This is a genomic window from Flavonifractor sp. An100 (genome assembly GCF_002161175.1).
Classification (GTDB): Bacteria; Bacillota; Clostridia; order Oscillospirales; family Oscillospiraceae; genus Lawsonibacter.
This window is the reverse complement of the sequence record NZ_NFMA01000002.1, coordinates 85765-111983: the sequence shown is the minus strand read 5'-3', so window position 1 is coordinate 111983 and position 26219 is coordinate 85765. Positions and strand designations below refer to the sequence as shown.

The window sequence follows — 26219 nt, the reverse complement described above, 5'->3', positions numbered from 1 at the left end:
GAAAGGAGAACGAAATGATGGCACACAAACGACTCTCTCGCAAACCCATGTCCCTGAAAGAACGGGGACGCAGAGGGCTCTCCCTCTTCCTGGCCATGGTCATGACCCTGAGCCTGGTACAGATCGGGGCCTTCGCCGGAAGCGGCAGCCACAACAGCAATGAACAAATCAAGCAAACCAACAGCGGAGAATTTCTCTACGCCACCTTTGACGACGAAACCGGTTTACAGACCGGTACAGAGGTCACAACTCCCACCAAAACGACCAGTGACGGAGTGACCCTGACCAAGCGTATCGCCGGTGTCCCCAACGAGGAAAACACTTTCGATATCACTTTGGAGGTCACCACTTCTGAAACTCTGGAAGAGTTCACAGAGGTGGGCGGCGCCAATGTGGTACTGGTCTTCGATGTATCCACCAGCATGGATGACACCACTGACGGAAAATCGCCTGAGCAACGCGGCTGGAGCCTTAGCGACACGCGTTGGACCGCGTTGAAGGAAGCTGCCAGCGCATTTATCGACTCCCTGCTCCCTGCCGGCAACACCAAAAACCAGGTTTCCATCGTGATATATGGCGGCAGCAACCCAGTTTATCCTTTTGGTTCGTATTACTCCGGTCCGAACTGGGCCGTGCTGTGTGACTGGACCACCAGCGGAATCTACGCCAAAAGCACCTATGAATCCTATGCGGTGGTGTGCGAAGATTACGCAGGCTATCGGTATACCGGCCAAGGGGACCAGCACAGCCTGCGGTATGATTATTTAAACGATCCATCCACCAACTGTGGCGCCACCAACTGCCAGGCCGGTTTCCGGGGCGCCATCTCCCAGTGGAACGACTTGCTCATTTCCGACCCCACCTCCTATGCAGACAACGGCAAATATACTATTTTTATGTCTGACGGTGCCGCAAACAGATCCTATAGTAATCATAATGGCATCTCCAGTGATTCTGTGGTTTCCCGCACTCAGGCCGAGGCAACGAATCTGAAGAGCGTCCACAGTGGCATGACCCTCTATACTATCGGATTTGGAACAGAAAATTTGTCAGATTATCCAGATTACGAGCGTACCACCGCCCGTAAAGTCTTGTGGGATAAAGATACCGCAAAGAATAACAACCTTTATGAGTATGGCTACTACAATCCGGCTGTGGATCAATATTTCTCCGCATCCAACAGTTCGGAGCTGAAGATCCAGTTTGAAAACATCGTCAAGCGGATCGAAGTTGCCACCGAGGCTTGGCGCGTGACCGACCCCATTTCCGGCGTCATGATTCCCGATTCTGTCACTTGCAGCGAATTTGGAACCGCCTATTTGGGCTATGACCAGAAGACGAGTACCATCAACTGGAATCTCTTGAAGGACAACACCTTCACTCATAGAACGGAATCTACTTCCAATGGCAAGATCACACTTACTACACTTACAGCATTACTTACCGGGTAAAGCTCGATTCTCTCGCCTGTTCCGTTGGGTCTGACTACCTGACCAACGGAGCGACCAAGCTGGTCTATGCCCTGCATAACAGCGAAGGGGAACTGGACACTGAGGTCCGGGAGGCCTATTTCAATGTACCCCAGGTCCACGCCCTGTTCGGCTCCCTGTCCTTTGAGAAGGCGGCTTTTGAAGACCACGACAAGAATATCAACGCTACCTTCACGCTGACCCACGCCTCTGACTGCTCCTGCGGCGTTCAGAGCAGTCGGAGCATTTCCTCTTCCTACGGTACCGGAATGGTCATCCTCAGCAACGTCCCCTCCGGCCACACCTATGTTCTGAAGGAGACCGACACTGCCGATGATAACTATCTGGTCTCTGACAAGGAGTACACCGTCAATGTCTCTTGGGGGAATGCCAATGTTGCCAATCCGGACGGCAAGATTACCGCCGACAACGAGAATGGATATATTTTTGACGGCGACCTTTTCCTCAACAAGCTGGATCCCCAGAGCAAGGATCTGAAGGTCACCAAGACCTGGCTGCCCAGCTCTCAGGGTGCCAATGTCACCAGCATCGCTCTGGTAGTTAAGGGTACCATCACTCTGAATGATGGCACCACTGATGTTGTCTATGAGAACACTCATACCATTACCGGCGACTTAAAAGCGACAGAATGGACCGCCACGATCAAGGACCTGCCCACTGTGGACCAGGAGACCGGAAAACCCATCTCCTATACTGTCTCTGAAGTTCCCAGCACCAGCTACAAGCTGACCAGCGGCGGCACGGTCACTCCTGACGGCAACAACCTTGCCGTTACTCTGACCAACCAGATCACTGACACCAAGGAACTCACCATCATCAAGGATTGGGGTGGACTGGATGAACGGTACCGCACTGAAGTGACTGTGGGCCTGTTCGCCAACCATACCCTCAAGCAGGAGATCAAGCTGAACAGCAGCAACGGCTGGAGCCAGAAGGTCACTGTGGACACCTACTCCGGTGATGAGCCCATTACCTATACCATCGCCGAGAAGGACGGTTCCAAGTGGGTAACCTCCGGCACCATTGTGCTGGACGGCACTACCTTTACCGTCGCCACAGACCAGAACTCTTACACCATCACCAACACCCCCGTCCAGCAGTACACCGAGTCCCTGAGCGGCCAGAAGACCTGGGTGGACGGCGACGATGAGAACAGCACTCGTCCTGACAGCATCACTGTCAACCTGATGGTGGGTACCGTTAAGGTGGCCTCCAAGACCGTCACCAGCGCTAACGGCTGGGGTTACTCCTGGACCGGCCTGCCCAAGTTCGCCGTGGAAGACGCCCGGGACACCACTGGTGTGCTGGCTGCCCTGAAAGCTGCCGGTTACTCCATGGATAAAAGTGTACTGACCTATACCGTTCAGGAGGAGGCCGTCTCCGGCTATACCCCCACTCAGGACGGCAACAATTTCACCAATACCATCTCTGATATCAACGAATGCGAGTACGTTGAGGTCACCAAGGTCTGGGAGGACGACAGCAACTCCTCCGACACCCGCCCCGACGAGATCGTCCTCATCCTCTCCGGCAACGGCCAGAGCTATGAGATCCCCTTTGCCAAAAACGAGTTCTATGAGACCGACTCCGTCACTAAGCAGACTCTCGAACCCGTTCCCAAGTACAACACCACTACCGGCAAGGAGATCATTTACACCGTCTCCGAGAAGGGTGTGGACAGCAGCAAAATGAAGCTGGACGGCAAGGATGTGGTGTACTCCGTGGAGTATGACCAGAACACCCTCACCGTCACCAACTCTCTGGATAATTCCAGCGACACCGTGAAGGTCCGGGTGGAGAAGGTCTGGATGGACGGCGCCAACGGCGACAAGACTCGTCCCGCCTCCATCGACGTGACCGTGGCCGGCGAGACCGTGACACTGGACGGCACTCCCGACCAAAACGGTGAAATTGCTGCTTGGGTGGCTGAGTTCACTCTGCCCCGCTTCGATGACAGCGGCAAGGCCATTTCCTACACTGTCAGCGACGTGAGCGAGAGCGGCGACCTGACCGCTTACCAGACCGGCGAGGTGGCTGCCACCTCCGTGGACGGCTATGACTTTGCCTTCACCCTCACCAATAAGCTGGTTCAAAAGTACTTCGCCATCGATGTCTCCAAGACTTGGAACACGAGCACTGGCATCACCTGGACCGGTTTTGCCGCTCAGGCTAACAAGCCCGCAAGCGTCAGCGTGACCATCTCCGGCGATGGCAAGACCTACCCCTTGACCCTGAATGAGGAAAACGGCTGGGCCGCTTCCCAGAACTCGCTGCCCAAGTACGACAGCCAGGGAGCCGCGATCGCTTACACCGTCTCCGAAGTTACTGTGAACGGCTATAACGTCTCCGGCGGAACCCTAACCCCTGTCCTGGATGCCAACCAGAACCCCACCGGCGACTACACCGTTGCCTTTGCCAACGCCTTCAACCAGCAGTTCACCAAGGTCTCCGGCCAGAAGATCTGGAACGACGGCAACAGCACCGCCAACCGGCCCGCCAGCATCACCGTGGGTCTCTATGCCAACGACACCCTCGTGGCAACCAAACCCGTTTCCCCCAATGCTGAAGGCAAGTGGCTGTACTCCTTTGAGAATCTGCCCGTTTATTCTAACTGGACCGAAGTAGGCAACACCACCATCACCTACACCGTGAAGGAGATGGATGGCGATACTCCCGTGGTCAACGATGGCAGCATCACCTATGGCGACTACACCTACAAGGTCAACTACACCGGCAGTGACATCACCAACACCCGCACCTCTGACGGCGGTTCTGCCTCAGTGCAGTACTCTGTCAACAAGGTCTGGATCGGTCCCGCTACCGCCGATGTAGCCTTTGGCCTGTACCAGAACGGCTCTCTGATCGAGACCATCTCCGGTGAGAATATGGTTGCTGTCATGAGCAATGAAACCGTCTGGTCCGGTCTCTTCTCTGAGCAGCCCAAGTATGACGCCAACGGCAACGCCTACACCTACGAGGTAAAGGAGCTGGGCGACAACAACACCGCTGTTTCTGCCGGCACCGGTGATCAGGACATTACCATCGGCGGCACCAACTACACCGCTAATGGTCAGAAGCTGGGCAGCTCCTATGTCTTCACCAACACCGTGGAGCAGGAGTACATCTCCATCTCCGGTGAGAAGCTGTGGGTTAACGCTGAGGGCAAGACTCCCGATTCTATCTATGTGGATCTCTACACTGAAAACGGCGCTCCCGTCTTGATCCCTGGTGTCACCAACCCCATTAAGGTGACCCCCGATTCTAACGGCAAGTGGAGCTACACCTTCGAGAATCTGCCCAAGTATGCCCTAGCCAATGAGGGCGATGGCCACGAAATCCGCTATGAGGTTAAGGAGTGGGGCGTGGATGCCACCGGCACCGTCAAGCACGGCGACCACTACTTCACCGTTTCCGGCGGTAAGGCGGAAGATAATTACAACATTACCAATACCTACAAGGACTCTGACAAGTATTCCTACTATGTAGTGGTCAACTACGTCACCCACTACTCTGATGGCTCTGCCGACAAGGTGGAAGGCGAATTTATTTACCAGCAGTCCACTCCTATTGCCGGGGGCAGCACCGCTACCATTACGCCTCCCGCAACCCTGGATTACGATGACAACACCTTTACCTTTGATGCAGACAATAGCGGTAACGTGATTTCCTTGGAAATCAAGACCCCCGGCACTTACAAGCTGGTCATGTGGTATGAGCGCACCGAAGAGGTAAAACCTGACCCCGATCCTGATTCCGATCCCGATCCCAGCGGTGATAACTATTATTACCGCATCGACTACGTGTACACCGGTTACGACGCAGACGGCAACGAGATCTACAGCGACGAAGTCACTGGTTCTGTGAAGACCAAGGGCAGCAATACCCACTCCTTCACGGCCAACGATACTGTCCGTCACGACGGCTATGACTTCTATCTGGTAGGCGACTCTGAGTACAGTGCTAACCTGGACGGCACTACCCGCTCCGATCCCTATGTGTTCACCGTGTACTACGAGTTCACTAATCTGGACGACGAGGAAACTCCTACCACCGACAAGCCCGACACTGATCCCACCGACCCCAGTGATCCCGGCGATGTGACGGATTTGGGTGACGAGGATGTACCTCTGTCTGAACTACCTGACGAGGATGTGCCCAAGGCTGACGTCCCTGCCACTGGTGATAACCTGATGGTTTGGGTCATGGCTGCGGCCGTCTCCGGCATCGGCCTGGTGTGGCTGACCCTCACCGGCAAGAAACGCAAAGAGGACGAAGCGATCTAATCGTCTCCTCAATGCAACGCTCTCAAGGGCCCGGACATTGGTCCGGGCCCTTGTTATTTCTCCCTTCAACCGCTATAATAGACACAAATAATCAGAAAGGGGTCCCTCCATGAACCCGACCGTGCGTAAAATTCTTTTGGTGCTGCTGGCTGTCATCTGCCTGGGATGCGCCGCAAGAGTGGGCTACCAGATTTTCCAATATGACCAGGGAGATAAGACCTACGCAGAGGCCGAGGCCCTTGTGGATTTGCCAGACCTCTCCTCCCTCCCTGCTCCAACCCTCCCCCAGGTGGACGTTTCCTCTTCTTCCGGTTCCGACACTTCCAGCACCCCCGAGCCCGTCTACGTGGACCCCTATGCTGATGCCCTCCGAAACATGGATTTTACTGCCCTTCGGGAGGTAAATGACGACATCTTAGGTTGGATTCTTATTCCAGACACTAAAATTTCTTATCCTCTCGTCCAGGGAGAGGACAATGAATATTACCTCAATCGCACCTGGCGCAAAACCCGCAATTCAGTGGGTGCCATCTTTATGGAGTGTCAAAACAGCAGCGACTTGAGTGATTTTAACACCATTATCTACGGACACCGAATGAATAACAGCTCTATGTTCGGCATTCTCAAGAGCTTTGAGAAGCAGAGCTTTTGGGCCAGCCACCCCTATGTGTACATCACGGATGACAACGGCAGCCACCGCTATGAGATCTTTGCCGCTTACGAAGTCAGTGTAGAGGGCGACACCTACCGCCTGGGCTTCTCCAGCGATGCCTCCAAACAGAGTTTCATTGACTACTGCCTCTCTCAGTCGGTCATTGACACCGGAATCACTCCCACCATATACGACCGGATCCTCACCTTGTCCACTTGCACGGGCAACGGACATGCCACCCGTTGGGTGGTTCAGGCTGTTTTGAAGGGCGAGGCCCCCTCCGATGCGGCTCAGAACGTCCAGCCCGAGGAGCCCATCTCTTCTAACCCTGATTCCTCCCAAATCACTGATACTCCTGCATCCTCAGGCAACTCCTCCTCTGACAGCAGCACCTCCCAAGCGGATTCCTCCGCCCAGGACGAGCCAGATTCCCCCTCCTCCAGCGCTGCCACCTCACAGCAAGGGGCCACCTCTTCTGAAGAACCACCCCGTATTTCTCAGGATATTCGTCCAGATCCTGACGAGGAGACATGATCTATTTCATCAGGCATCCAGAAAATCTACCGCAGCCCCAATGGATTTGCGGCAGATTCCCTGGATGCCTGACAATTTTTAAGGACATTTGTCCAAAATGTAATTTTATTTCTTGTCATGCTTATGCTATTGCCTTTTATTTTCTGGATTGTTATAATGAATAAAAGAAATTTGACCACATGACCGTGCAGATCCTCCTGTACGGCCCTCTTTTTCCCCTTCCGGGGAAAACGTGGCCCGGAAAGAGAGAGAAACAACGTGCCTATTCTTCAACACAAACCATCTGCCCCCCCATCAGGCAAGGGCCATGAGGTGGATATGACCCAAGGCAATGTGGTCCACCACCTCATCGCGTTTGCCCTACCCCTGTTAGCGGGGAATATATTTCAACAGCTCTATAATACGGTAGACACCTGGGTTGTGGGCAATTATGTCAGCAATGAAGCCTTTTCCGCTGTGGGCACGGTCAGCCCCATTATCAACACCCTGATTGGCTTTTTTACCGGTCTGGCCAGCGGTGCTGGTGTGGTCATCTCCCAATATTACGGTGCCAAGCAGCCGGACAAAGTGCGTGACGCAGTCCATACCTCCATTGTAATGACTCTGGTCCTGGGTGTCGTGCTATCGCTCTTTGGCATCGCCATCACCCCCACTATGCTCCACTTCATGAACACTCCCTCCGAGGTATTTCCTGATTCCTCCTCCTACCTGACCATCTACTTTGGAGGCATGATGGGGCTTATGCTTTATAATATGGGCTCCGGAATTTTACGGGCCGTAGGTGATTCCAAACGCCCCTTCTATTTTCTGGTTGTCTCCGCAGTGCTAAACATTATCTTAGACTTGGTCTTTGTACTGGTCTTCCATATGGGCGTAGAGGGCGTGGCCTACGCCACTATTATTTCCCAGGGAATGTCCGCCGCTTTGGTCTTGTTCACCCTCTCCCAAGAAAAAAATTGGATTCGTTTGCAGCTACGCTACTTGAAGGTCCAATTGACAATTCTGGGAAAAATCATTCGTGTAGGAATCCCCGCTGCCCTTCAACTGGCAGTTACCGCATTTTCTAATGTCTTTGTTCAGTCCTACATCAACTTCTTCGGTGCCGACTACATGTCCGGCTGGACTGCCTATACAAAAATTGACCAGCTCATGGTTCTACCTATGCAATCTCTGGCTCTGGCTGCCACAACCTTTGTGGGGCAAAACTTGGGAATCAATCAGGTAGATCGCGCCAAAAAAGGAACCCGCACGGCATGTATTATGGCGATTACTATTACCATTGCTGTCTCGTCAATTGTTATTCCCACCGCTCCCTATTTGGTGTCCTTCTTTAACCAGAAGCCCGCTGTTATCCAGTCCGGCACCCTGTTCCTCCGGTTCCTTTCTCCATTTTATGTGTTGTGCTGCATCAACCAGGTCTATTCTGCCGCGCTCCGGGGCGCTGGCAACAGCCGCACACCTATGATCCTGATGCTCTTCTCCTTTGTTCTGTTCCGCCAATGTTACCTGTTTGTAATGGCCAACTTTATTTCCAACTCTGTTCTCCCCATCGCTATGGGTTACCCTGCCGGCTGGCTGGTTTGCAGCACTTTGACCCTGCTATATTACCGGAAGGTCAACCTGTCCAGCTCCCGATTGGTGGACGATCAATTCCCCACTCCTGCACAAAGCGACTCCTGACGATAAAAAAGCATCCCGGCTTTACGCCGGGATGCTTTTTTGTTATTCCTTAATCGTCCCAATCAGACTCGTGCTCCAGCACGGCTCCTGATGAGGCATCAATGGTATATTCATACTCCATCCCGCCTGCTTTAAACTCCACCTCATACTGTAACCGTCCATCATCCTCATCCAGCTCTACCTTCATTTTTGTGGTCTCGGATTCCGAAACTCCCGCATGGTTGAGCGCCACCGTCTTTGCTTCTTCACTGCCGATGTCTCCTGTTTGCTCCGGTATGCCGTGGTCTTCCCGTTCCATTTTGAGTATCGATCCGCTGGCTGCATCTACCACGCAGTCATACTCCGTACCACCCACCCAAAACTCTATCTCATACTCAATGCGGCCATCATCCTCGTCCCGCTCCAGCTTAAGCTGTGTGACCTCAGATGCCGACACCCCCGCATGCTGGAAGGCAGCTGCCTTAGCTTTGTCGCTGCCAATATCTCCGGCAGATCCTATCTGTGTGCTTCCCGAAGTAGAGGGAGATGACGGATTTCCTGACGAACTGTTTCCAGAAGAAGACGTGTTCCCTCCTCCGCTTTCTGTGAGAGAGCTCTGCAAAATGTTCGCTTGTCCAATGAGTATCTCTCCGGTATAGGCGTCTACCATATACTCAAATTCTCCTAAAGTTGGGTGGTACAATTCCACCTCATAATGGGCAATCCGCTCATCCAGTTCCGGGTCCACTTCGGCACTTACTGATTCTTTTCCCCAAACACCGGCGTACTCCTCTGCTGCTTGCTGCGCTGCAGACAGTCCGATGGGCATTCCCGGCGCTCCTGTCTCCACCAGATCGGTCAGTTCCTCTACGGACAACTGCGCCAGCGCTTCAAAATCCAAAGAACTATTCAGCGAAATCGCCTGCTTGACCAAGGAGGCCTTTCCGGTGGAAATATTATACTCCTTCGCCAGCTCTTCTAAGCTGGCGTCCTGAGGCAGTGTTTGACTGAGCACAGACGCGCCAGCAGACTGATCCTGAAGGACCGCATCTACAGTGGCTGTCAACTCCTGTTGCAACTTGGCTGCCCGATTTTGATCGTTGTCCTCCACGGAAATCAGAATGGCCGATGAGATGCTGCTCAAATATCCATGGCGCACCAGAGCCCCTACGATCGCATTTACCGCCACATCCAGCTTTGTGCCCTTCAGATCCGCTCCTCCTCCCATCTCTGAGAGGATCGCCGCCGCTTCCTCGTTTAGTGCTGCACAGGACAGCACCTTCTCCTGCCGGTTTACCTTCAGTTCAATACTGGGGTTGACATCCAGAGACACCACAGAGGTCACCGCATAGGCCTGCTGATAAAACATGCCTCCGCCGCCCCCCACCAGCACCAAGGCCAGACAAGCTGCAATCCAGTTTCGGATCCTCTTGGGCCGCCGGTAAGCAGCAATGGGAACCACATGATCCGCCCTAGCCTGACAACGGGAGAGCACCCCTTCCAGATCATCAGGGGCACAGCGGGACAGCGCCTGTTCCAACCGTCGTTCCAGTTCCTGATCGGTCATTGGGTGTCATCTCCTTTCAGAAATACTCGCATCTTTTTCAGCGCTCTATGGTACTTTGAAAGCACCGTAGCAAGTGGAAGCTCCAACAAAGCGGAAATCTCCCGGTGCTTCAGCCCAGTGACTGCATGCAGAATCACAATCCGCCGCTCCTGTTCCTCCAACTGGCCCAGCGCTGTCTGGAGCAGCTCCCGTTCCTCCACGGACAGCCCCTCCTGCTGGGCCGGGATGGCATTCCACTCTTCCTCTTCCAGATCTGCGTGACGGGCCCCTTGTCTGAGCTTCATCAGCGCCAGATTCCGACACACCGTCAGCAGCCAGCCCATCGGTGACCCCTGGGGCCGATACTGGTGCGCGCTGTCCCAAACCCGGACAAAGGTATCCTGGGTCACATCCTGGGCATCGTGGGCATTTTTCACATAAGAGAGTGCTAAGCCGTAAACTGCCGTTCGAGTGCGTTCATACAGCTGTGCCAGGGCCTCCAGCTCTCCAGCAGCCACTTCCAGAAGCATCCGCTCCAGTTCCCGGTTTTCTTCCGCCCGATCATGTTCCATTGTCTGGGTTCCCAATAGGATCAGCATGGTCCATTTCTCCTGTCATTTTGGTAATGCACCAAAGGAAGGTTTTATTGCATCATTCCAAAAAATTTTGCCTTTCCAATTATACGATAACTTCTCTCACAAAACAAGGGGCCGTCTTTCTCAGACAGCCCCTTCCTTTCTTTATTCCCTTACCGTGCTAGAAGTCCCGCCTTCTCCAAACGGCTGCGCAGGACCGTCCCCAACCCCATAGCAATGACCATTTTCGCTATATCCACCGGGATAAAGGGAAATACGCACAAACTCAACGCTGCTCCCACCGTATAACCCGCCTGGACGCAGAACCAAGCCGTTCCAAAGGCGTAGCATACTGCGGTTCCTAAAATCATCCCCGCCAGCTGTACCAAAGGCTTCCGGCTATGGTCAATGACCCACCCAGCAATAATGGCCATGGGTAAAAAGCCTAAAATATACCCTCCTGTAGGTCCAAACAGCTTTCCAAATCCTCCTGCATAGCCGGAAAATACCGGCATGCCTACCATGCCAATCAGCATATAAACCAGGTAGCTAATAGAGCCCCGCTTCCAGCCCAGTATATACAATGAGAGGTATATGGCCAAATTGGTAAAGGAGACCGGAATGACTCCTACGGAAATTGACATTGGTCCCAGCACACAGGTCACTGCGGCCATTACTGCCGTCATCGCCAGAGGATATACCTGATATTTCGTCTTTGCTTCCATGGGGGCAAACTCCCTTCTTCTTTTCACGCGTTCTCCATACTGTGGCCAGTAATCGTAAACCGTATTTCGTTATCAGTATACAAACCTCTTATAGATTTGTCAACCATTTTTTCATTTTGTTTACATTTCGATTTTCCCTCATTTTATACCCGCACTTGCTATTTCCCAATTTTTTGGGTATAATAGCAACCGTATCGTTTCATTTTTCACTGAAAGGAGCCTTTTCATGGGAAAGTTAAACCGATGGCTGTGCCTGTCTCTGGCCGCCATCCTATCCGTTTCTTTGGTCCTTCCCGCCCAGGCGGCTGACCCTCTGGCGGAGAGCTTTGCCTCATTTTTAATCGACGCGGAGACCTCTGATGCCCCGGAGATAGAACTCCATGTGGAGCTCTACCGCACTGACAGCTCCGGAGCCTTCCAAAAGGACGATGCCGTTCGCTACAGCTGCAACATCAACCGGGTCGCGGGCGACACCTCCTTTTTCATTCAACCAAAGGCCAACGGTGTATGGGTTGAGGTCGACTACCTCACTGATCTGAACAAAGACGGGGTCTACGAGATGCTGGACGGAGAGACCCACTCCATATGTGATGTGATGACCCCTGACGGCCAGCTCTCCCCCTGGCAAGGAACCACTTATCCCCTGACCAACGGCCAGACCTACATTCTCTCTCCCGACACCCTACTGGCCCGGGGGCAGGAAGTGCTCAAGGCCCGCAACACCCAGGGCAGCGGCCAGACCTTGCCCGAGGCGGGAGGAACTCTGCCGGGAGTGGAATCTGTCCTTTACCTGGTCTCGTTGCACTACCCTTCTTCCTCTGACCAGGAGGAATATGTGCTGAGCTACTACCTGCGGATTTTTGATTCTGTGATCATTCCCTCCGATGTCCCCTTCGGTTCCTGGTATTACGATGCAGTGGAGTATGCCCTGGAAGAGGGCTTTTTCTTCGGTACCGGAGCGGACACCTTCTCCCCCAACGGAACCGTGACCCGTGCTCAACTGGCCCAGATCCTGTGGCGTTTGGGCGGCTGCCAAGAGGGAGAGGATCCGGGATTCTCTGACGTGGCCCCCTCCTCTTGGTATTATCAGGCTGTCGCCTGGTGTGCCCAGGAGGGTCTGATGGGCGGTTCCGGAGCCGGCTTCTTGCCAGACAATCCCCTCACCCGGGAACAGCTGGCGCTGGTGCTCTATCAGTACGCCAACTACGCCGGTTTGGACACCAGCCGTACCCAATCTCTGATCGGTTTTTCCGACGGCGTCAACGCCTCCTCCTGGGCCCGGGAGGGTCTGGGTTGGGCGGTAGCCAACGGCCTGCTCAGCGGCTACAGTGACAGCACCCTCCGCCCGGGCAACGGCATCAGCCGGGCCGAACTGGCAGTTGTGCTGCGCACCTTCTGCCAAACCATGGTAGTGTCCTAACCTCTGTCTCAAATTATTTTTTACTTGAATGGACTGTCCGGAAAGCCGGGCAGTCCATTTTTCTTTTTCCCGTTTAAACTGTGGCATATTTGTCCAGACTATCCATACAATGGTACCATCCAAGCTACATGTGAAAGGAGTGATTCCTATGCCGGAACCGGCCCGCACCCTCTTTTTCCGGCGTCCGGACGGCCCCAGGGATGCGGAACGCCGGGAACTGATGTCCTCCCTGGCCCACACCCGCACCCTGATCAACCAGGCCTACGGCAGCTTCAACAGCGCCAATGACAGCGATCTCATTGAATCCTACGTGTTTGAGATCAACGCCCTACAGGCCCGCTACAACTATCTGCTCCGCCGGGTAAAGGAGCTGGAGGGCGCGCCATGACGCCTCTGCCCGATTACACCGCCTGGGGATTGGCCTGCCTGCTCCTGTGCGCCGCCCTGCTCCTCCTCCACCGCCCCCTGGCTCAACTCATCCGTTTGATCCTGCGCTCTTCCGTTGGACTGGCCGCTCTGGCACTGTTCGCCCAGATCGGCTCCTTTACCGGAGTCACTTTGGGCGTCAATCTGGTCAACGCCCTGGTTTTGGGCATATTGGGTGTTCCAGGCTTTGGACTGCTACTCATGGTTCAGTGGGCGTTAAGATAATCCTGAATTGATATCCGATTGGTTGCCGTCTGGCCCTGCCAGGCGGTTTTTCTTGCATAAAGGACGTAAGAAATCTATAATAAAAATACAAAAGTTTCCCATTCCTCTTGACTGTAAAGAGACTTTACCCCTTACAATGTCTGTAAAGAAACCAGATACCATCCGGAAAGGGGCCCTCTCTATGACCATTAAGGAAATTGAAACCATCACTGGACTGCCCCGGGCCAATGTCCGCTTTTACGAGGCACAGGGGCTGATCCATCCCAGCCGGGGAGATAACGGTTACCGGGATTATTCCCAGGATGACCTGGCTGTGCTGGAGAAGATCAAGCTGCTGCGGCAGCTGGACTGCTCCCTGGAGGAGATTCGCGCCCTCCAGACTGGGGAGCTGTCCCTGGACTACCTGCTGGAACGGCGGCTGACCGAGCTGATGAAGCACCAGAGCGATACGGAGCAGGCTATCCGCCTGTGCCGTCAGCTCCAGGCCGACCGGGTGGACTGGATGGGGCTGGACCCTGGCCGCTATCCCCTCTCTCCCGACATTTGCCCCCCCGAGGAGGTCTCCGACCTGCGCTTTTCCTGTCCCTGGCGGCGGTTCTGGGCCCGGACTGTGGATTTTGGACTGTGCTTTTTTCTGTGGAACGCCGCCCTTGCCCTCATGTTCCGAGCCAATATTCTCAGCCGCACTGGATTGGAAAACTGCTTTCATACCTTTGCCGCCATGGGGTTGGAGCTTGCCATGGAGACCTTGTGTCTCCACTTCCTGGGCTCCACGCCAGGCAAATGGATCATGGGCCTGCGCCTGACCCGGTCGGACGGCAGCTTCTTTTCCCTGCCCGACGCCTGCCAGCGCACTCTCGGCGTGATGGTCAAGGGTGAGGGATTCCGTCTGCCCCTGGTTGGCGGAATTACCAACATCCTGTCCTATCTGCGCTGCCGCCACAGGGTGGAGCAGCCCTGGGCCCTGGAGGATGAGGCCTGGAGCGACGGCACCAACGGCAAGGTCCCCTTCTGGGAGCAGAAGGGACACGCCCTGCGGGTGGCCGGGCTGGTGGGCACCTACCTGGCTTTCATTGGACTGACTATGGCGGTTGAACTCTTTGCTGCCGGTCCCCGGTACCACGGTCCCCTCACCCCCCAACAGCTGGCCGACAACTATAACCACCTCTCCTTCTTTGACGCCGCCCCCGAGTCCCCCGCCTACCGTCTGCAGGCAGACGGTTCCTGGGTCCAGACCGATCCCAACGCCTTCGTTTTCAACGTTTTCGGTGGAGATCCGGTCCCCATCTCCATTCAATCCCAGGATGGCCTGGTCACCGGGATATCCTTCTCCCTAAACACCCAGGACGAGGACTCTATTCCAGCCATTCCCCTTCTAAAAATAAATTACCTGCTCCACGCCCTGCTGGGCCACCGCTCCTTTCTCTCCTCCTCCCCCGCCACACAGGTGCTCCGGGAGCTGAACCAGGCTGAAAACGGCCATTACACCTGGGAAGTGGATGGCTGGCAGGTAACCTATGATTTGGAAGCGCAGGGCTACATCCGAGCTGACGATCTTCTATTCCCCAAGGATGGCCAGACACAATCCTTCCAGCTTTCCTTCTCCATTCAGGCTCTTTGACCGATTTTAAATGGCAAAATCTGTTTCTTTTCCCTCTCCGGCCATTGACACCCTCTTTTTTCTTCACTATAATAAAAAATTGCCCCGGTCCCTTCCTTCGGAGCGGGGCAATTTTTATTTTGAAAGGGGTTCTCCCAAATGAGCGACCAGCGTGTTTACAACTTCTCCGCCGGCCCGTCTATGCTCCCTCTGTCTGCACTGGAGCGCGCCGGGTCAGAAATCACCAACTACCGGGGCTCCGGCATGTCAGTGATGGAGATGAGTCACCGCTCAAAGGTCTTTCTCCAAATTTTTGAGGAGACCCAGTCTAAGCTGCGCCGGATCATGAATGTGCCCGAGGGCTACAAGATCCTGTTTCTCCAGACCGGGGCCTCCGGCCAGTTTTCCATGATTCCCCTCAACCTCATCGGAAAAACCGGAAAAGCGGACTACGCCGTCACCGGTAATTTCTCCAGCATTGCCTGCAAGGAGGCCCAAAAATACGGCCAGGTCCATGTGGCCGCCTCCTCAGAGGACAAAAATCATACCTACATCCCCACCCAGGATCAGCTGGATCTGGACCCGGAGGCCAGCTACTTCTACTACTGCGCCAACAACACCATTTACGGCACCGAATGGGGCTATGTCCCTCAGACGGGCAGCGTCCCTCTGGTGTGCGACATGTCCTCCGACATTCTGTCCATGCCCGTAGATGTGTCCAAGTTTGGCCTCATCTACGCCGGAGCCCAGAAGAACATGGCCCCTGCGGGCCTGACCGTGGTCATCATCAAGGAGGAGCTGGCCGGCCATGAGCTGCCCTACACCCCCCTCATTATGAGTTACAAGACCATGATCGAGAAAGACTCCATGTACAACACCCCGCCCTGCTGGTGTATCTACATGCTGGGCCTGACTCTGGACTGGGTGGAGGAGCAGGGCGGTCTGGCCGGCATGGAGAAGCTGAAGCAGCTGCGCTCCGGCATGCTCTACGATACCCTGGACAACTCCCGCCTGTTCCACTGCGCCGCCGAGAAGGGCTCCCGCTCGGGAATGAACGTCACCTTCCGCACCGGCAGCGAAGAGCTGGACGCTAAATTCGTCCAGGAGGCCACCCAGGCCGGCTTCGTCAATCTGAAGGGCCACCGCAAGGTGGGTGGAATGCGGGCCAGCATCTACAACGCCATGCCCGTGGAAGGCGTGGAAAAGCTGTGCGACTTCATTAAGGCCTTCGACCAAAATAACTAAGCTACGATTACTGAAATAGGCCAAAGGCGGAACCGGTTGTTTCCGCCTTTGCCCCTTTTCTGGAAAAGAGGGATTAGACATGTATCGTATCAAAACAATGAATAAGATTTCCAGCACCGGTCTGGATCATTTGGATAAAAGCCGTTTTCAGGTGGGCGATGACTTGGAGAACGAGGACGGCATTCTGGTCCGTTCCGCTCCCATGCACGACTACCCCTTCCCCGACGCCCTGCGTGCCATTGCCCGGGCGGGCGCCGGCACCAACAACATCCCCATCGACCGCTGCTCCGAGCACGGTATCGTCGTCTTCAATACCCCTGGAGCCAATGCCAACGCCGTAAAGGAACTGGTTGTGGCCGCCATGCTGATTGCCTCCCGTGACCTACTGGGCGGCGCAGACTGGGTGCAGGAGCAGGCCCACACCCCCAAGGTGGATGTGGTCGAGGCAGTGGAAAAGGGCAAGTCCGCCTTTGTGGGCCCGGAAATCTACAAAAAGACCCTGGGTGTCATCGGACTGGGTGCCATCGGTGCTCTGGTGTGCAACATTGCTCTGGATCTGGGCATGGATGTATACGGCTATGACCCCTTCCTCTCGGTGGACGCCGCTCTGCGTCTGGACCGCCATGTCCATGTGGTGAAGGATATCAACGAGCTCTACCGAGTTTCCGACTATGTCACCATCCACATTCCCTACAACAGCTCCACCAAGGACTTTATTAACGCCGAGGCCATCTCCAAGATGAAGGGACAGGTCCGGGTACTCAATTTGGCCCGGGGCGGCCTGGTCAACGAGGATGACATGATCGAGGCTTTGGAATCGGGCCGGGTTGCCAAGTATGTCACCGACTTCCCCAACAATCGGATTGCCACGGTGAAAAACGTAATCGCCCTGCCCCACCTGGGCGCCTCTACCCCGGAGAGCGAGGAGAACTGCGCTGTTATGGCGGTGCGTCAGCTTCAGGATTACCTGGTCAACGGCAACATTAAAAACTCCGTGAACCTCCCCAATGTCTCTCAGGATTGGAGCGGCACCGCCCGGCTGTGTATCATCCACAAAAATGTCCCCGCCATGCTCACCCAGATCATGTCCACCCTCTCCGACGACGGTATCAACGTGGAAAACATGACCAACAAGTCCAAGAAGGACTACGCCTACACTCTGGTTGATGTCAATACCCGCATCACTGACCAGGTGGCCGATGAGCTGCGGTCCATTGATGGCGTCATCCGTGTCCGGGTATTGAACCACTAACCGGCCTTGCGTATTCAATACAATTCCCCGGTGGTTCTCACCTTTGCCCTGGCCTCTCTGGGCGCCCTGATCCTGGGCTGGGTATCCGGGGGCTGGACCACCTGGCATTTGTTCAGCGTTTACCGCAGCCCGCTCTCCGACCCGCTGACCTATGTGCGTCTGGTGGGCCATGTACTGGGCCACGCGGGCTATGCCCACTACCTGGGAAACATGATGCTTTTCCTGGTCATCGGGCCGCCCTTGGAGGAGAAGTACGGCTCCCGCCGTCTGCTGCTGTGCATCCTTGTCACCGCTCTGGTCTCCGGGCTGGTCCAGGTTCTTTTCGTCCCGGGGACCGCACTGCTGGGCGCCAGCGGGATCGTATTTATGCTGATCGTGCTCTCCTCTCTGGCCGGTATGCGGGAGGGCTTCATCCCCCTGACTCTCATCCTGGTAGTGATTCTCTACCTGGGTGGCGAGGTCATAGATGGAATAACAACCCAGGATAACGTGTCACACCTGACTCATATTGTGGGAGGTCTATGCGGCGCTGGACTGGGCTTTGGAATGAAACGATAAAAAAAGTCGGCGGACTGTGATACAGTCCGCCGGCTTTTTTCCTTATTTCACTGAATAGCCGCCCCGCACCAACAGCTTCACCGTGGCTGCCGTGGGAGTGATCGTCCGATCGGCTATCGTGGACATATACAGATGGTTTTTGGTCAGAGAGGCCCCATTTTCAATGGTCCCGCCTGTGGAAATATCCACCAAAGCCGGACTGGTGGCCGCTTTTACTGTGGCGGTGCCGATTCGCAGCATGACCTCACAGCCCACATCCAGCGCCATGGTCTGGCCGCTGGTGAGGGTGACCAATGTATAGGACGCGCTGCTGCCAGAGCCTGAACCGCCAGCCACATCCTGCTTGTACTGGGCAATCTGATTGGCCAAGTCTTTGGACAGTTCCTCCTGACGGGCAGTCATCTTTGTCTCCACCTGGCTGACCACATCCGGAATCACCGTCTGTTCCAGATAACTTGTCGTCACCAGGGGATCGTTCTTATCCCCGCTGGCGGCCAGAGCCGCCCCGCCGCACAACACAGCCATCGTAATAGCCGTGGTCAGAGCGATCCACTTGGGTTGTCTCTTCATAGCGATTCTCCTTTGTCTCTTGCGGGCCTGGCCCTCTTGTTCTTATGTAGGAGAGCCGCCCGTAGGGGGCAGCTCCCGTTCATCTCTACACCATGGTCTCCGGATGCAGGCCAAAGCTGACGGCAATGGCGGTGTCCACTTGACGCATCACCCCATCGTCCAGCCGGCCCATTTTTTCCCGCAGCCGCCGCTTATCCAGAGTACGCACCTGCTCCAACAGGATTACCGACTCCTTGGGCAGCCCACAGCTGACGGGGGAAATGGAAATGTGGGTGGGCAGCCGGGCTTTCTCTGTCTGAGAGGTGATGGCCGCGGCAATCACGGTGGGACTGTGGCGATTGCCCGTGTCATTTTGCACGATGAGCACTGGCCGGACGCCCCCCTGCTCACTGCCTACCACCGGACTTAAATCGGCGTAGAAGATGTCGCCTCGCTTCACACTGTTTTCCACATACGTTCACACTCCGCTGGAAGGATAGCACGCGTTACCGGCCTTTTCTGAGGTCATATGTAACGCTGTACTATGATTCTCCCACGCAGCGGCGGGAATTATACCTGAATTTCACGGCGTGCCCGCCGCTCCTTGTGCCCGAGGACACCCGCCCTCCGCTCCAAGCCATTCTATGCCTGAGGAAAAGCGGCGGTCCAGGAGGCGGACAACCGTTGCAAACGCCTGTCCATCCGTTTTTGGATGTTTCACAGCTTCTTTTTCCCCTGGCCCTGCACGTAGACCCGGGGAATTCGCGGGGCCACATCACAGAGCAATTCGTACACAATGGTTCCCACCATCTCCGCGTCCTGCTCCAGCAGGGCCCCGTTGTATACCACGGCCACGTCTCCCGCCTTCACCTCAGGCAGGTCGGTGACATCCACCATGCACATATCCATACAGATTCGGCCCACCACCGGGCACAGGGTTCCATGGATTTCCATAAACGCCCGGTTGGACAGCTGTCGTGGATAGCCGTCTCCGTAGCCGATGGGCACCACCGCCAGACGGGAATCCCGTTTCAGCACAGCGGTCCGGCCATAGCTGACACAGGTGCCGGCCGGGACCTTCCGTACGGCCGCAATGCGGCTTTTTACCTCCATCACCGGCTCCAGTCCAGGGCCATCCAACCCCGCCAGCTCGGGGGCAGGGTAGTAGCCATACAGGGCAATACCGGGACGGATCATATTCATATGGGTACAGGGATAGTGTAACACAGCGGTGCTTGCCCCGCAATGGTAAATTGTAAATCCAATCCCCCGCTCCTCCAGAGCCTTTTTTGCGTCCAAAAACCGGGTGAGCTGGTCCATAGTATAGGCTTCACTGCCGTCGGCATCGGCAAAGTGGGTAAACAGCCCCTCCGCCTCCAGCCCGGGCAGAGCACACAGGGCGGCAATATCCTCCAACAGGCGGCTGTTGTCCCCTCCTGCTCGCCACAAAAAGCCCAGGCGGCTCATGCCCGTATCCAGCTTCACGTGGATTTTCAGCGTCTTGCCCGCTGCCTGCGCCGCCTGGGAGAGGGCCTTACCTGTCTCCAGGTCCTCCACAGTCTGGGTCACATCCAAATCCACCAGCAGGGGGGCGAGTTCCACAGGCGTCTGCCCCAAACACAAAATGGGCCGGGTAATTCCGCCCTGGCGCAGCTCCTCCGCCTCCGATACACAGGCCACTGCCAGCATATCCGCTCCCAGCTCCTCCAGCTTTTTCCCCACGGGAACCCCTCCGTGGCCGTAGGCATTGGCCTTCACCAGCCCCAAAAAACGGCAGCCCGCAGGAGCCATCGCGCGCAGGGTGTGGTAATTGTGCTCCAGGGCGTCCAAATCGATCTCCGCCCAGGTTCTCATATGTGTCAGCTCCATCCCGGAACTCCTCCTTACTCCTTTGTAAAGCTCAAATAGTCGCAGGCAATCACCCGAAAACCGTCCGACCGGATCTCGCCCCGGACCAGGGCGTGGGTGCCGGCATCAAACCACAAAGATACCTCCCGCCCCTCTCCCGGCGTCCCTTCCGGGTCACCGCAATCCACCCGTAAAGTCTCTTCCTCCAAAGAACAGGCTATCACATACCCACTCCGAGCGGTCTCCATCAGCACCGGGAGAGCGGACACCGGAGTGAGGCCATCCTCATCCAGCGGTCCTGTCTCCACCGACAGGCCGTCGTATTCCAACACCCCGTCTTTCTGTGTCAATCGGGCGGTAATCCCCTCTACGGTCTCCGGGGCAGTTAGGGTCAGGACCGTCTCGTCTCCATCGCTGGACGCGGTAAGTTCATACTGGTAAACCCGCTGTCCATAGTCCGCCGTGATCTCCACCTGGGCCGTCCATGCGGTGGACTCCAGGTACTCTCCCCGAATGGCCAGGGCCAGTTCCTCCGCCGGGCTCACCTTTGCTGGGCCTGCCGTGCAGGCCGTCAGCAGAAGGGTCATCATTGGTACGCAAAGCAGTACCTTGCGCACGATATGTCCTCCCTTATTTTACCACTTTCCGTTCTCTTCCTGTTCCCGCAGCAGGCGGGGCAGGGCCTCAATGAGGTCACAGGGAGTCATGGCATACTCCCCCAGCTCCCGGGCGCAGCGGTCCCCCGCCATGCTGTGGTAGCACACCGCCCGGGCCACCCACTCCGCTGGATAACCGGTTTGCAGGTGCTTTTGCCCCAGCAGCGAAGCGACCATTCCAGCCAACACGTCCCCAGAGCCTCCCTTGGCCATTCCAGGATTGCCCGTGGCATTCACCCAGGCCGTCCCGTCAGGGGCCGCTGTGACCGTGGCGTGGCCCTTCAGTACCAGGACACAGCCATGGTCCCGGGCAAAATTCCGGGCTGCCGTCAGCCGGTCCTGGATGGGCAGCTCACAGCCCGTCAGGCGCTGGAACTCCCCGTCGTGGGGGGTGAGCACCGTCAGTGCGGAACGTTTGTCCAGACTATCTATATGCCCGGCACAGGCATTTATGCCATCGGCGTCCAGCACCACAGGGATCTCCAGGTCGGCCAGCAGGCGCAGCACCAGCTGCTCGGTCTCTGGCTTCCGCCCTAGTCCGGGGCCGATCAGAGCCACATCACAGCTGCGGGCCTTCTTTATAATTTCCTCGTAGGAGTCGGGCAAAGGAAAGGGCATGGCCTCGTCACACTTTACCGCCACAATGGGGTAGATCTCCGGGGGCACCCCTAAAAATACCAGTCCAGCCCCGGTGCGCACCGCCGCCTGGGCAGCCAGCACGGGGGCTCCTGTATACCCCTGGCTGCCACACAGCAGAAAGAGCTTTCCAAAGTCCCCTTTGTGTGCAGCCCGAGGACGGGCGGGCAGTACATAGATCCCCCGCTCCATCACCCCTACCGGAGAACCGGAGGCGGCAAACACCTGCTCTGACACCTCATGGGGAATACCGATCCTGGCCACCTTTACCCGGCCGGACCGGGTTCTCCCCTCCCCCAGGTAGAGGCCGGGCTTAGGATAGCTGAAGGTGACGGTGACTGCCGCCCGCACCGCCTGGCCCAGAATCGCACCGGTATCCCCATGCAGTCCGGATGGGATATCACAGGCTACCACCGGGGCGTGCTGGCGGTTGAGCCACTCCACCACCGCCAAAAAATCACCCTCCAGCGGGCGCTTCAGCCCCACACCAAACAGGGCGTCTACCAGGCAGTCACAGGTGGACAGCCAGACCATAGTGGGCTGATGGGAGGGATCGAAGGGCTCCAGATTTCCCCCCGCGGCAACGAGCTTTTCCTCCATGGCCCGCTCATCCGGGGTCATCTTGGCCCGGTCACCCACCAAAAAAGCCCGGACCTGGCAGCCCTGTTCCAGCAGGATGCGGGCAGCGGCCACTCCGTCTCCGCCATTGTTGCCCGGACCGCAGAACACCCCCACCCGGGGAGCGGAGGCGGTCTGTTTGGATTCCAAGATATTTTGCAGCTCCTCCAGCTCCCGCTCTTCCTCTTTGGTGAACGTTCCGCTGGAAGAGGCAAAGATAAGCCCTGTGCCGGACACTTTGCCCGCTTTTTCTCCTGTCGTCTTTCCAACTCCTGCCAGATCCGCCGCCACCTTGGCCACCGCCTGGGCGGCCCGCTCCATCAGCTCCAGAGAGGGGATCCCCCGCTCCTGGATGGCGATACGGTCCATCTCCTTCATCTGAGCCATGGTGGCCAGCCGTCTCATTTTTCCCCGCCCCTTTCCGGCCCGCAGGCCCCTTCGGACAAAAAGGGGGCGTATCTCCATACGCCCCCTCCCGGTTGTTACTTCAAAAAGCCGTTGACAATCTGCTCCTCCGCCTCTTTCTCGGTCAGGCCCAGGGTCATCAGCTTGATCAGCTGCTCCCCGGCGATCTTACCGATGGCGGCCTCATGGACCAGGCTGGCGTCCAGGCAGTTGGCAGTGACCTCCGGAATGGCGGAGACCACCCCGTTGTCCATAATAATAGCATCACACTCAGAGTGGCCGTAGCACTTGGCATTGCCATTGATCCGGGCCAAAAATACCTGCTTGGAATCCCCACGGGCCACGCTGCGAGAGATCACATTGGTGTGGCAGTCCTCCCCGTCCAGGTCCACCGTAAAGTCGGACTTGGCTAGCTGCTTGCCGTGGGTCATCACCTTCTCCTTGATAATCAGGGTGGAGGCGGGGCCCAGCTTGGCACGGGTGGTACGGACGGTGGAATCCACCCCCTTAATTTGGGTGGTCTCCATCTCCATGTAGCTTCCCTCGGCCATCTCCACCACGGTGGTAGGGTTCATAATATTTTCCCCCTGGCCGTCTCCCTCGCCATAGTGACGCTCCACATAGCGCACCTTGGCGTTTTTCCCCACATAGAAGGTGTGGACGCCCGAGTGCTCGGAATCCTGTACCCCGCAATTGTGGATGCCGCAGCCGGCCACGATGGTCACATCACAGTCCTCTCCGATGAAAAAGTCGTTGTATACCGTCTCCGTCAGGCCGCTCTCACTGAGGACCACGGGGATATGCACCGACTGATTCTTGGTGCCCGGCTTAATGATGATGTCGATGCCGTCCTTGTCCGTCTTGCTAACAATATCGATGTTCGCTGTGGTATTCCGAGCAGCGGACTTGCCGTTGGCCCGGATATTATAGGCCCCCTCCGGGACCTCATGAAGCTCCGCTACCTGCTCCAGCAGGCTCTTTTGTATGGCGTCCATGGTCGCTGTATTCCTCCTTGGGCAATGGGTCGGATTCCCATCCGCCCCTTATTTCAAATTTACCGCACCTTATCAGTCAGAGCGCTGCACACCGTAGGCGACCCGCCCAAAAGGCTGGGCAGGATATCCTTACGGGCTCCGTCCTGCTGTACTCGGCCATCCGCCAGAACTACAATTCGGTCCGCGATGTTCAAAATCCGCTCCTGGTGGGAGATGATGAGGATGGAGCCGTTGATCTTTTCGTGCAGGTGCTCAAAGACCTGGATCAGGTTGGAGAAGGACCACAGGTCGATCCCCGCCTCGGGCTCGTCAAAGACGGACAGCTTTGTGCTCCGGGCCATGATCATAGCGATCTCAATGCGCTTGAGCTCACCGCCGGACAGGGAGGCGTCCACCTCCCGGTCAATATAGTCCTTGGCGCACAGGCCCACTTCAGAAAGGTAATTGCAGGCCTCGGGCACTCCAATGCTTTTTCCGCTGGCCAGGGTAATGAGGTCCTTTACCGTCAGCCCCTTGAAGCGGACCGGCTGCTGAAAGGCAAAGCTGATCCCCTTATGGGCCCGCTCCGTGATACCCAGGTCCGTGATATCCTCTCCATCCAGCAAAATTCTTCCCTGGGTGGGAGTCAAAATACCGGCGATAATCTTGGCCAGAGTGGATTTTCCACCACCGTTTGGGCCGGTGATGGCCACAAACCGCTCACTGATGGTCAAATTGATGTCATGCAGGATCCCCTTGTTGTCTCCATCCTGCTCCACGTCATAGCTGATATGCTGTAATTCTAACATGGAACTCCTCCGTCATATAGCTCCGGCCCAAAACAGCCGTTGGCATAGTTCAGTTTACCCCGTTTGGGGGCCTCCAAACAAAATAAGAGGCGCTCCCCACACAGGAAGCGCCTCTATTCTACCACTATCGTGGGGATTTGTCTAACGGTATTTTACCATTTTCAGTCGTCCAGCTCCCCCATGCGGATTTCTAGCAGGTCGCCGTCGGTCAGAGTCTGGGCCCCATCAAAGTCAAAGTTCAAATCCACATGGCCGTTCCCCTGGCCCCACCACAGCACACCGGTCACCGGCTGGCCGTTTTTGGTGACCTGAAACCAGTGCCCGGCTGCCTCCTTCTGCTCCTGGGTATTTACCTTTTGAAATCCGTCCTGGGTAATACGGGGCAGTCCCAAGGCCATGAGCGCCTGCTCCGCCCGGTCATAGGCAGTCTCTCCTGCCCCCTCTGGCTCAATTCCGCCCGTCTCGTGGACCACTGTCACTCCACTCTGGCTCACCTGGAGGCGGATTTTCTCATAAGGAACAGATGCCTCAGAAAAAGAAGCGGCTGCCTCTCCTTCCCCTTTGGTCACCGCTACATACAGGCTGCCGTCCTGGGACTGGGTAGCAGTATCAGGGATATAAGCGGTCAACTCCCACTGCTCCAGAGGCTTGCCCACAGGGACCATGGAGGTCATGGTTCCGTTTAGGGTATTAAATGTGCAGCGGGTATCGCCCCACTCCACCGTCTCTCCATTGACCTCCTCCTTCACCGGAGTGAGGAAGGTGAGGCTCTCTCCTGCGGAATCAAACTGAATGTCCCTGGGGGTCAAATAATACTGAGCTCCAAATCCACACACCGGAAACAGCTCATCCAGCTGGGTCTGCTTTCCTGTTTCATGGACATAGAGCATCATACAGCTGCTGCCGTGGGGGGTGCCTCCCTGGCTGTAAACGGCCAAAGTTCCCTTTGGGCCGGGGTAGCGGGTAAAGGTATAGGACAGCCCCGCCTCCTTCAACTCCGTCTCCTTCCGCTCCAGGGCTAGCTCCACTGGGTCTTCCAGGGTCAGCCCTGCTAACCTGCTTTCGTTGTTCCAGGTCAGGGTGCCAAAGGCCTCCAGATCCGAGAGATAGACCAGAGTATGTCCCCCTATGTTGAAGGACTCCTTCTCCTCTCCGGCCACCACCACCTTGGTGTCAGAAGCATAAATGGGATAGGCTGGGTCTCCCACCTTTCCCTCCGGAGCCGCTGGCTCATAGTCTGTTCGGATTTCCTGCTGTCCGCCAGGGGCCACAGCACCCGGCCAGACATAAGCGGTACGGGCATCCTCATTCCAGTAGACATAAAGTCCATATTGGGCCAAATCCTTCACCAGCACGGCAGTACGCCCCCCCACATTATAGGAGGGGATGGAGTGCCCGTCCACCTGGGCCACAATATCCGTATACAGAGCATAGCCGGTCACTTCCCCAGCCGCGCGGGCAGGGGGTGCAAAACCAAATACCAGGGCGGCGGCAAGCAGGGCGGAGAGCGCTTTTGTTCCACGCTTCATGACAC

The 26219-nt window shown here is 56.3% G+C and carries 22 protein-coding genes; 11 read left to right on the top strand and 11 right to left on the bottom strand.

Annotated features, from left to right (window positions below):
* Positions 1-17: 17 nt before the first annotated feature.
* From B5E43_RS01825 to B5E43_RS01810, 4 genes are all read left to right on the top strand, one after another.
* Entirely contained in the window at positions 18-1451 is a 1434-nt protein-coding gene (locus B5E43_RS01825) for a vWA domain-containing protein (RefSeq protein ID WP_087393057.1), read from the top strand.
* Between the two features lie 287 nt (positions 1452-1738).
* The gene (locus B5E43_RS01820) at positions 1739-5773 is read left to right on the top strand and encodes a Cna B-type domain-containing protein (RefSeq protein ID WP_087393056.1); all 4035 of its coding nucleotides are present in this window, start codon (positions 1739-1741) and stop codon (positions 5771-5773) included.
* Positions 5774-5882: 109 nt separating this feature from the next.
* On the top strand, positions 5883-6959 hold the full coding sequence (gene srtB / locus B5E43_RS01815; protein ID WP_087393055.1) for a class B sortase: 1077 nt from the start codon (positions 5883-5885) through the stop codon (positions 6957-6959).
* A gap of 258 nt (positions 6960-7217) precedes the next feature.
* Entirely contained in the window at positions 7218-8639 is a 1422-nt protein-coding gene (locus B5E43_RS01810) for an MATE family efflux transporter (protein WP_242964666.1), read from the top strand.
* Between the two features lie 49 nt (positions 8640-8688).
* Here B5E43_RS01810 and B5E43_RS01805 read toward each other — a convergent pair whose 3' ends face one another.
* The 3 genes from B5E43_RS01805 to B5E43_RS01795 form a co-directional block, all read right to left on the bottom strand.
* Positions 8689-10185: a PepSY domain-containing protein gene (locus tag B5E43_RS01805; protein ID WP_087393053.1), complete on the bottom strand. Its 1497-nt coding sequence runs from the start codon at positions 10183-10185 to the stop codon at positions 8689-8691.
* Positions 10182-10763 (bottom strand): RNA polymerase sigma factor, encoded by a 582-nt coding sequence (locus B5E43_RS01800; RefSeq protein ID WP_242964665.1) that lies wholly within the window; start codon positions 10761-10763, stop codon positions 10182-10184. Before B5E43_RS01800 ends, B5E43_RS01805 begins: the two co-directional genes overlap by 4 nt.
* Before the next feature lie 149 nt (positions 10764-10912).
* Positions 10913-11464 carry a biotin transporter BioY gene (locus B5E43_RS01795; protein WP_087393052.1) on the bottom strand — a complete coding sequence of 184 codons (552 nt, stop codon included), beginning with the start codon at positions 11462-11464 and terminating at the stop codon, positions 10913-10915.
* 226 nt (positions 11465-11690) lie between these two features.
* On the opposite strand from B5E43_RS01795, the gene B5E43_RS01790 reads away from it, so the two are divergent.
* The 7 genes from B5E43_RS01790 (at position 11691) to B5E43_RS01760 (ending at position 18190) form a co-directional block, all read left to right on the top strand.
* Positions 11691-12884 carry an S-layer homology domain-containing protein gene (locus tag B5E43_RS01790; RefSeq protein ID WP_087393051.1) on the top strand — a complete coding sequence of 398 codons (1194 nt, stop codon included), beginning with the start codon at positions 11691-11693 and terminating at the stop codon, positions 12882-12884.
* Between the two features lie 148 nt (positions 12885-13032).
* Positions 13033-13272 carry a YaaL family protein gene (locus B5E43_RS01785; RefSeq protein WP_087393050.1) on the top strand — a complete coding sequence of 80 codons (240 nt, stop codon included), beginning with the start codon at positions 13033-13035 and terminating at the stop codon, positions 13270-13272.
* A complete protein-coding gene (locus B5E43_RS01780; protein ID WP_087393049.1) occupies positions 13269-13535 on the top strand; it encodes a pro-sigmaK processing inhibitor BofA family protein in 267 nt (88 codons plus the stop codon). The genes B5E43_RS01785 and B5E43_RS01780 overlap by 4 nt, the downstream gene beginning before the upstream one ends.
* Before the next feature lie 181 nt (positions 13536-13716).
* Complete coding sequence (locus B5E43_RS01775; RefSeq protein WP_158098935.1) at positions 13717-15156, top strand: MerR family transcriptional regulator; 1440 nt, start codon at positions 13717-13719, stop codon at positions 15154-15156.
* Positions 15157-15294: 138 nt separating this feature from the next.
* Entirely contained in the window at positions 15295-16380 is a 1086-nt protein-coding gene (serC, locus tag B5E43_RS01770; protein ID WP_087393047.1) for a 3-phosphoserine/phosphohydroxythreonine transaminase, read from the top strand.
* 79 nt (positions 16381-16459) lie between these two features.
* On the top strand, positions 16460-17632 hold the full coding sequence (locus tag B5E43_RS01765; RefSeq protein WP_087393046.1) for a phosphoglycerate dehydrogenase: 1173 nt from the start codon (positions 16460-16462) through the stop codon (positions 17630-17632).
* A gap of 6 nt (positions 17633-17638) precedes the next feature.
* The gene (locus tag B5E43_RS01760) at positions 17639-18190 is read left to right on the top strand and encodes a rhomboid family intramembrane serine protease (protein WP_087393045.1); all 552 of its coding nucleotides are present in this window, start codon (positions 17639-17641) and stop codon (positions 18188-18190) included.
* 42 nt (positions 18191-18232) lie between these two features.
* Here the strand turns inward: B5E43_RS01760 and B5E43_RS01755 are convergent, their stop codons facing one another.
* The 8 genes from B5E43_RS01755 to B5E43_RS01720 form a co-directional block, all read right to left on the bottom strand.
* Entirely contained in the window at positions 18233-18760 is a 528-nt protein-coding gene (locus B5E43_RS01755; RefSeq protein WP_087393044.1) for a hypothetical protein, read from the bottom strand.
* A gap of 85 nt (positions 18761-18845) precedes the next feature.
* The gene (locus tag B5E43_RS01750) at positions 18846-19211 is read right to left on the bottom strand and encodes a type II toxin-antitoxin system PemK/MazF family toxin (protein ID WP_087393043.1); all 366 of its coding nucleotides are present in this window, start codon (positions 19209-19211) and stop codon (positions 18846-18848) included.
* Between the two features lie 245 nt (positions 19212-19456).
* Positions 19457-20608, bottom strand: coding sequence for an alanine racemase (gene alr, locus B5E43_RS01745; protein WP_087393042.1), 1152 nt, complete (start codon positions 20606-20608; stop codon positions 19457-19459).
* 14 nt (positions 20609-20622) lie between these two features.
* Entirely contained in the window at positions 20623-21204 is a 582-nt protein-coding gene (locus B5E43_RS01740; protein ID WP_242964664.1) for a hypothetical protein, read from the bottom strand.
* Positions 21205-21222: 18 nt separating this feature from the next.
* On the bottom strand, positions 21223-22962 hold the full coding sequence (locus B5E43_RS01735) for an NAD(P)H-hydrate dehydratase (protein ID WP_242964663.1): 1740 nt from the start codon (positions 22960-22962) through the stop codon (positions 21223-21225).
* Between the two features lie 17 nt (positions 22963-22979).
* Positions 22980-23897: a SufD family Fe-S cluster assembly protein gene (locus B5E43_RS01730; RefSeq protein ID WP_087393040.1), complete on the bottom strand. Its 918-nt coding sequence runs from the start codon at positions 23895-23897 to the stop codon at positions 22980-22982.
* A gap of 59 nt (positions 23898-23956) precedes the next feature.
* Entirely contained in the window at positions 23957-24685 is a 729-nt protein-coding gene (locus B5E43_RS01725; RefSeq protein ID WP_087393039.1) for an ATP-binding cassette domain-containing protein, read from the bottom strand.
* A gap of 161 nt (positions 24686-24846) precedes the next feature.
* Positions 24847-26214, bottom strand: a complete 1368-nt coding sequence (locus B5E43_RS01720) for a hypothetical protein (RefSeq protein ID WP_087393038.1) — start codon at positions 26212-26214, stop codon at positions 24847-24849.
* Positions 26215-26219: the final 5 nt, after the last annotated feature.

Coding starts and splice junctions, on each gene's coding strand:
- B5E43_RS01820 (WP_087393056.1), top strand. CDS start 1,739: ATGGTCATCCTCAGCAACGTCCCCTCCGGCCACACCTATGTTCTGAAG.
- B5E43_RS01725 (WP_087393039.1), bottom strand. CDS start 24,685: ATGTTAGAATTACAGCATATCAGCTATGACGTGGAGCAGGATGGAGAC.
- B5E43_RS01720 (WP_087393038.1), bottom strand. CDS start 26,214: ATGAAGCGTGGAACAAAAGCGCTCTCCGCCCTGCTTGCCGCCGCCCTG.
- serC (WP_087393047.1), top strand. CDS start 15,295: ATGAGCGACCAGCGTGTTTACAACTTCTCCGCCGGCCCGTCTATGCTC.
- B5E43_RS01795 (WP_087393052.1), bottom strand. CDS start 11,464: ATGGAAGCAAAGACGAAATATCAGGTATATCCTCTGGCGATGACGGCA.
- B5E43_RS01730 (WP_087393040.1), bottom strand. CDS start 23,897: ATGGACGCCATACAAAAGAGCCTGCTGGAGCAGGTAGCGGAGCTTCAT.
- srtB (WP_087393055.1), top strand. CDS start 5,883: ATGAACCCGACCGTGCGTAAAATTCTTTTGGTGCTGCTGGCTGTCATC.
- B5E43_RS01785 (WP_087393050.1), top strand. CDS start 13,033: ATGCCGGAACCGGCCCGCACCCTCTTTTTCCGGCGTCCGGACGGCCCC.
- B5E43_RS01805 (WP_087393053.1), bottom strand. CDS start 10,185: ATGACCGATCAGGAACTGGAACGACGGTTGGAACAGGCGCTGTCCCGC.
- B5E43_RS01800 (WP_242964665.1), bottom strand. CDS start 10,763: ATGCTGATCCTATTGGGAACCCAGACAATGGAACATGATCGGGCGGAA.
- B5E43_RS01775 (WP_158098935.1), top strand. CDS start 13,717: ATGACCATTAAGGAAATTGAAACCATCACTGGACTGCCCCGGGCCAAT.
- B5E43_RS01755 (WP_087393044.1), bottom strand. CDS start 18,760: ATGAAGAGACAACCCAAGTGGATCGCTCTGACCACGGCTATTACGATG.
- B5E43_RS01735 (WP_242964663.1), bottom strand. CDS start 22,962: ATGGAGATACGCCCCCTTTTTGTCCGAAGGGGCCTGCGGGCCGGAAAG.
- B5E43_RS01765 (WP_087393046.1), top strand. CDS start 16,460: ATGTATCGTATCAAAACAATGAATAAGATTTCCAGCACCGGTCTGGAT.
- B5E43_RS01790 (WP_087393051.1), top strand. CDS start 11,691: ATGGGAAAGTTAAACCGATGGCTGTGCCTGTCTCTGGCCGCCATCCTA.
- alr (WP_087393042.1), bottom strand. CDS start 20,608: ATGGAGCTGACACATATGAGAACCTGGGCGGAGATCGATTTGGACGCC.
- B5E43_RS01825 (WP_087393057.1), top strand. CDS start 18: ATGGCACACAAACGACTCTCTCGCAAACCCATGTCCCTGAAAGAACGG.
- B5E43_RS01780 (WP_087393049.1), top strand. CDS start 13,269: ATGACGCCTCTGCCCGATTACACCGCCTGGGGATTGGCCTGCCTGCTC.